General features: G+C 38.3%; 6 protein-coding genes. 3 read left to right on the forward strand and 3 right to left on the reverse strand.

From position 1 onward, the window contains the following. Positions 1 to 45 precede the first annotated feature (45 nt). From K0B81_07210 to K0B81_07220, 3 genes are all read left to right on the forward strand, one after another. Positions 46 to 1,152, forward strand: coding sequence for a glycosyltransferase family 4 protein (locus K0B81_07210; protein ID MBW6516384.1), 1,107 nt, complete (start codon positions 46 to 48; stop codon positions 1,150 to 1,152). Positions 1,153 to 1,283: 131 nt separating this feature from the next. Beyond that, entirely contained in the window at positions 1,284 to 2,477 is a 1,194-nt protein-coding gene (locus K0B81_07215) for a glycosyltransferase family 4 protein (GenBank protein MBW6516385.1), read from the forward strand. Between the two features lie 6 nt (positions 2,478 to 2,483). Continuing rightward, complete coding sequence (locus K0B81_07220; protein MBW6516386.1) at positions 2,484 to 3,410, forward strand: glycosyltransferase family 2 protein; 927 nt, start codon at positions 2,484 to 2,486, stop codon at positions 3,408 to 3,410. Between the two features lie 74 nt (positions 3,411 to 3,484). Here the strand turns inward: K0B81_07220 and truA are convergent, their stop codons facing one another. The 3 genes from truA to K0B81_07235 all read right to left on the reverse strand — a co-directional run. Continuing rightward, positions 3,485 to 4,243 carry a tRNA pseudouridine(38-40) synthase TruA gene (gene truA, locus K0B81_07225; GenBank protein MBW6516387.1) on the reverse strand — a complete coding sequence of 253 codons (759 nt, stop codon included), beginning with the start codon at positions 4,241 to 4,243 and terminating at the stop codon, positions 3,485 to 3,487. 25 nt (positions 4,244 to 4,268) lie between these two features. Next, complete coding sequence (locus tag K0B81_07230) at positions 4,269 to 4,937, reverse strand: hypothetical protein (protein ID MBW6516388.1); 669 nt, start codon at positions 4,935 to 4,937, stop codon at positions 4,269 to 4,271. Continuing rightward, positions 4,915 to 7,053, reverse strand: a 2,139-nt coding sequence (locus K0B81_07235; GenBank protein ID MBW6516389.1) for a tetratricopeptide repeat protein, incomplete at its 5' end; no start/stop codon positions are given. The genes K0B81_07235 and K0B81_07230, both read right to left, overlap by 23 nt.

Genomic DNA, 7,053 nt, shown 5'->3' on the forward strand with positions numbered 1-7,053 from the left:
AAAAAGGGTGGAAAGGTGGAATGGTGATAGGGGTTAGGTTTTAGAATGAAGATCGCAATCAACTGCTGTTATTATGGCAAAACATCCGGAGGTATAAAGGAATATATCTACAATCTGGTAATTAATCTTTTAAGGGAAGATAAGAAGAACAGCTATTTATTCTATGTTTCGATCGATGATCTTGATTATTGGATCGAAACCATGCCGGCAGAAGCAACATACAAGATCTTTCCCTTTAAGCGTAGACAGAAGATAAAGCGTGCTTTGTTGCAGCCTAACTTCTGGAAAAAAGAATATGAAATAGAAAAATTCGCTATATTTCATTCACCCTTCTTTCATGTTCCGTATATAGAGGGATGTAAAAAGATCATAACTGTCCACGATCTAAGATTCCGTAGATATCCTGGTAGTTATACCTTTTTTAGACGCATATATGTCAGACATGCTTTTCAAAGATCGCTCAAGATGGTTGATAAGATCATAACAGTATCAGAATTCACCAAAAAAGAGATCTTATCCTTCTACTCTTTTGATCCAAACCATATCATACCGATACACGAAGCAGTTGATCAAACAAGATTCAAGATCAGTTTTGATGATGAGCTATTACTCGAAAAGACCGGCTTAAAAAATAATTACCTGTTGACTGTAGGTCATTTGGAGCCACGCAAGAATTACCCTCTTCTGATCAAAGCAATAGAGGAATTGAACAGAGATTCTGCTCATCAAATGACCTTGGTTATAGTCGGTAAGAAAAATTATAAGTATCAACCAACCCTAAGGGCGATTGATAAGGCGAAAAATGTCAAATATCTGGACTTTGTTGATCATGAAACCTTATTGAGCTTGTATAAAAATGCCCTTCTCTTTATCTTCCCTTCTATATATGAAGGGTTTGGGTTTCCTCCATTGGAAGCAGCTCAGTTCGGTGTTCCTTCTGTAGTAAGCAATGTATCGAGTATTCCTGAGATCTGTGGAGATGGGGCTCTCTATTTCGATCCTTTCTCAAAAGAAGATCTGATCCGTGCCATTAAAGAAGCAATCGAAAAAAGAACAGAACTACAAAAGAAGGCAATCGCAAATCTGGAGAGGTTTTCATGGAAATTGACAGCTAAAAAGACCAGCGAGTTATATAAAGAGTTGACTTCATAACCACAGATGGACACAGATGAAAAAAGTGATCAGTAATCAGTGAGCAGTGATCAGGAAAAACCAATGGGAAAAATAGCAAGCCCATTGGGAGTGAACGGTATGTTAAAAATAAAGCCTATATTGCAGGAAAAATGCCTAAGATAAAGATCCTGCGGATCATAACAAGATTGAACATCGGGGGACCGGCAATACATACGGTCCTTTTAACAGCATACCTTAACAATGAGCAGTTTGAATCTCATCTGGTAGCGGGAAAGATCGAAGATAATGAAGCAGATATGTCATACTTTGCAGCCCAACATGACGTTACCCCTATTTATGTTAAAAAAATGAGCCGTGAACTGAGATTCTTACAGGATTGGCACGCTTTTATCGACATCTTCCGGATAATCAAGAAAATAAAACCGGATATAGTTCATACCCATACTGCAAAAGCGGGCATGTTGGGGAGATCAGCTGCTATCCTGCTGAGAGTACCAATAATAATCCATACCTTTCATGGGAACGTGTTCCGAGAATATTTCGGTAAGCTGAAAACCTGTTTATTTATCTTCATTGAAAGAGCCCTGGCTCACTTTACCACTAAGATAATCGCTATCAGCCAGCAACAGAAGAATGAGCTCATTGCTTATAAAATTGCTAGTGAGAAAAAAATAGCGGTGATCAATCTCGGTTTTCAGTTAGATAGTGTTATTCCATCGACAAGAGATCGTAATAAATTCAGAAGTAGATACAACATCCCTGCTGACGGAGTACTTATCGGTATTGTTGGAAGATTAGTGCCCGTTAAGAATCATCAGCTCTTTTTAGAGATCGCTCACGAATTGCTGCAAAAGAGAGACATCTATTTTGCCATTATAGGTGACGGAGAACTCAGAGAGAGTCTTGAAGAGGAGATCAAGAAGAGGAATATTGCTCATAGAGTTTTAATTACCGGATTTATTGAAGATCTTAAGCCGGTCTATTCAGATCTTGATCTGGTTTTGTTGACCTCAAACAATGAAGGTACACCGGTTGCTGTCATAGAAGCCATGGCTTGTCAAAAGATAGTGATGTCAACAAAAGTCGGCGGGGTTGAAGATCTGATCATTCATGGAGTCAATGGATTCATCTTCCCACCTAAAGAAAAAGAGGGATTTGTAAAAGAGATCGCTAACTGGCTCCATCATCCTGAACAATATCAAAATATAGGATCAGAAGCTTATCGATCAGTCATAGAAAAGTTTTCTTTAGAGACACTAATAAACAATATCAAAGCTCTCTATGAAGAACTAAGGGCTAAGAGCGAAGAGCTAAGGGCGAAGGGCGAAGGGCGAAGAGGATGACAGATAATGGATAATCTCCCCCTTATTTCTTGTATTACTCCAACTTTTAATCGCTCAAGTTTGATCAGAGAAGCAATAGAGAGTAATCTTGCTCAAATATATCCGAACTGGGAAATGCTGATCATAGACGATCAATCAACTGATGATACTTGGCAGGTAATCAATGATTATGCGGAAAAAGACGCTCGTATCCGCTGCTTCAAGAACCCTCTGAAGGGGGCAAACAATGCCCGGAATCTTGGTATCGAACAGGCAAAAGGGAAGTACCTGGTCTTCCTGGATGATGACGATGTAAACCTGCCGCACAGGTTCAAGAGTCAGGTTGAGTGCCTGCAAAAAAGCGGTTCCAGGTTTATCCTCACAGGTTTTGAGATCAGAGACCGCTCAAATAAACTATATAAAAAGACCAACAGGAAAATATTACAGGGGATAGCGGCACACTTTTTAGTTCGTTGGATGATAGAAAAGACCCTTATACAAGAAGCAGGCTGCTTTGATCCTGAGATGATGTCAATGCAAGAGATCGAACTGAGTTACCGGATCGCCACTCTATATACTTTTGATCAGCAAGACGATGTTGTTGTTAAGGTCTATAATACACACGATTCTATCAGCAAGGGGATCAGCGGCATAAAGGGCAAACTCAAGCTCATTGACAAAGCCGGACATCTCATGCCTGCAGAAGAAAAAGCTTCCTGGTACTACGCTATAGCTCTGAATTCACTGAGAATAAATAGAATAGATGATGCTTTGCATTATTTTGGCAAAGCAACCGACTTGTCTAAGCAGCTAAAAAAACATGAGAGAGTTTTCAGAGCAGTTGCAATTCTCTCAGTTAAACTGAAAGCAGGTCTTTGGAGTTCAAGATTACTTGCCAGAACCTTTAAACAGAAATTCTCCGAAATAGTGAACCACAGAGTAATTCAGTGTTAGAAAAAATGCTTCGTCAGATATTTAAAGCTAACTATCTTACTCCCCCCTCACGACTGACAACTCACAACTTTTTTTCACTCTCTCGCAAACTCTCCCTCAGGATATAGAACATCTACCAGATACAAACCCTGTGGTGGTGCAGTATAAACGAGATGCAAATATTTTCTGTTCCCAGCCAGAAGCTGTTGAACAATATAGTAAATATCATCTTCATCTGATAATCTGACCAGAGTCCCGATTATCCTTCTCACCATATTGTGCAAAAACCTATCGGCAGCTATTTCAAAGATGAAATCCTCTTCTGTTTCAGAAAAAGTGCAATGATCAACCACTGAAATAAATGTGTTAATATCTTCACTTTTCCGGCAGAAAAACTCAAAATCGGTCCTTCCCAAGAATAGGGGAAGACATTTGTCAATTCTCACTTTTTCGATCTTGTATTTAGGAAAATAGCTCTTATAGAGGCGATTAAATGGTGTAAGTTCTTTTGCTATGATGAATTTGTATTTTCTGCCAATTGCCTGATAACGGGCATTGAAATCATCAACTACCCTATAAACTTTGATGATCTGCATATCTTTAGGCAGTTTAGTGATCAGGGCTAATTTGATCTGTTCAGGGGTCATCCGGATCGGAAAATCAAAATGAGCATACTGATTCAGAGCATGTACTCCCGTATCAGTTCTGGAAGAACCGATAGTTGTGATCGTTTCTTTAGCTATTTCACTCAGTGCTCTCTCCAGTTCACCCTGTACTGTTCTCTGATGCGGTTGTTTCTGCCATCCCTGAAAAGCAGAACCATCATAAGCTAATCTTACTACAAATCTCGACACAGCATCTCCATCTTTATTTTCTTGCTCATACAGCTAAAATAAAGATATATGCAGTCAGTAAAAAAGTCAAATAGACATTTGCCCAATGATAGAATTCACTCTCTGCGGTTGACTTAGAGCTTAGTAATCTGTGAGTTTTTGATTCTATGTGATCTGTTTGGGAATATGCATTATTGAAAGCATCGATGACGACTTTGATGACATCATCAATCTTGTTGATCTTATTCTTACAATCTCTGATCTCAGTATAAAACATCTTAACAAAAAATCCTGTTGCCAGAGCAAAGACAAACATCTGATTGATCAAACTCAATCTTCTAAGCTGTTCTGTTTCTTGCAAAAAACCTTTTAAGCGGGTTGTCTTCAACAGAAAAATTGAGAATAACAACAGCAAGGTTATCCTTCCCAGAAAGATCAATTGTTCCTGCCAGGAGATCTTGAAAATCAAACCTAAGATCAGATAAGAGATAAAGAAAGGTAGGATGTTCAGCAGTATCTTCAGATACCGGCTAATGATCCCTAAGTCCAGAAACAACCAAAGTATAGTTACTATAAAAACTGCCGGTAAGTATTGCCATTTAACTAAAAGGGTGCCGACGATACCTATCAGAACAACAAGGAACTTAAAAAAGATATTCTGTTGATAGTAGATCTGAGGAGAGATCCGGTAACTAATCAAGTATTCTATTCTCAATTTTGTCGTCAGGTCCGGAAGATCTTGTACCTGCACCATTCTCTTCGATAAACTTTTCTTCTCTGATATCTTCTGTGATTGCTTCTTCCTTGCTGATCGTTTCATCCGGCTCTTCATCAATGACTACTTCTTGATGCAAAGCAGGTAAACTGTCTATAACAACAAAATGATTGTCTTGATAGAACTGATCAATAAACCGACTGTATTCACTGTCACTCTGCTCCTCTATAATTCGATCGAAATATATTTTGGCATTGAGAGAGTCACTAAGGTGAAAATAATAAGTGTACCCCAGAGTAAAAAGTGTCTTGTAATAAATATTTTCCAATCTCTCGGAGAAGGTTATCGTTTCATCAGCTTCAATGTTAGAGAGTTCTTCAGATATTGAGTTCAGCAAATTCAGAGTTTCGGTAGGGTTGTCATTAATCTGCGTTATGGCATCTTCATATTCTTCTTCTTTGTCCAGTTCATAAGGTGTGGCAAATCTGATCTCTTCTCCAGCCAGCATCGATTCAACAGCGTAAGTGTATCTGTTATAAGGATTTTTTTGCTGCATTTCTGCATAGATCTCTTCAGCTTTAGCTGGGCTGTTTTTCTTATTCAACCAAACCCATGAAGAAGCAAACATCGAATAAGGTACAAATTCAGTACGATAAAGATGAAGATCATCTTCCAGTTTTGAGATTTCTGCTTCTATCGGATAAATATCTGGTGTTTCAATTTCATTTGTTCTATCCTGATCTTCATCCTGCTCATCAGGAATAACTTCATCCCGAACTGTTTCTCTATTAAGAAATTCTGCTTCCAGATCACTAATATCAAGACCTGCTTCCAGCATTTTAATGATCATTTCTTCGTCAGCTTCACTTAGATCAAAGCCATGATCATAAATCTTCTCTTCATGCAAATCATCAACATCTTTTTGATCCAGATCTTTTTGCTCATCACTTTCAACGATTCCGTCTTGTTCTATATTAGGAATCTCTCTACTTAAATCAGAGACAGGTATAGCCCTTAAACTATCCAGCCGCGCACTAAGCCGTACTTCTTGCTTACCAATATCTTTGTAGACACTCAATGTCGAGTCCGGCATGTTCATGACATAGAGATAGTACTCAGCCAACTTAAATTGTTCATTAATCAGATCAATAGTACTGATCTGTCTGTCTTGCCTGCTAAATTGAATAATTTGACTAACAACAGCACTTCTGGCTACCCCTCTTTCCACAAAAGGAGAAGTACGAAATTCAGTCTGAATACGGTTGTAATATTCAATTGCTTTCTCATAATTTAACAGATCAAGAAAATACATTTCCGCTAAATAATAACTAGCTTCTGCTGCTACAACAGTTCTACTATTATTCTGGATAACTGACGATAGAAGAGATTCAGCTTCATTGTATTCTTTTTGACCGATCAGACATCTAGCTTTCAAGATATGAAGTTTGGGAAATTCAGCAGGTTCATATTCTTGCCTGATCAATCTCTCCAGTATGGTTAATGCCTGATCGTAATCTTGCAGATGAAAGCGATTCAAGGCAATGTAATATCTGGAGTTAAATTTTGTTCTTCTAGATGCTCTAGTATTGAGCAGGATCTCAAAAATCTCTTGAGATTTTTCATATTCCTCATTCTCTAAATAAGCTTTCCCCAGAGTGAAGAAAGCCATTTCGAACTGATGTGATTTGGGATAGTTATCAATGATCATTTGTAGATGGTTTTGAGCTCGTAAAAAATCCCTTTCTTCTAAATAATAGCTGCTTTTCAACAATAGAATTTCCGGATGATAGACGTGATAATTTTCATTATCAAGGAGTTCTTGTAAGCGTCTATGTGCCTCTCTTTGGTCTCTCATCTCATAGTCAATTTTTGCTATATAAATGTTTGATTCCGGAACGTATTTGCTATTCGGAAAGAACCTTAATAGATCTTGAAATCTTTCTTTTGCCTGCAGTGGATTCACCTTTTTGTAATATACTGATCTTGCCAGAAGAAAGAGAGCGTCATCAGCCCAGCGACTATTGGGATATTCAGTTAAAATGTAGGTACATCTTTCAATTACTTTATCATAGTCCTGTATGGCTCTTGGTGCTGGTCTGCCTGTATCCCTAAGAGG

This window comes from Candidatus Cloacimonadota bacterium (genome assembly GCA_019429305.1).
Taxonomy (GTDB): Bacteria; Cloacimonadota; Cloacimonadia; order Cloacimonadales; family JAJBBL01; genus JAHYIR01.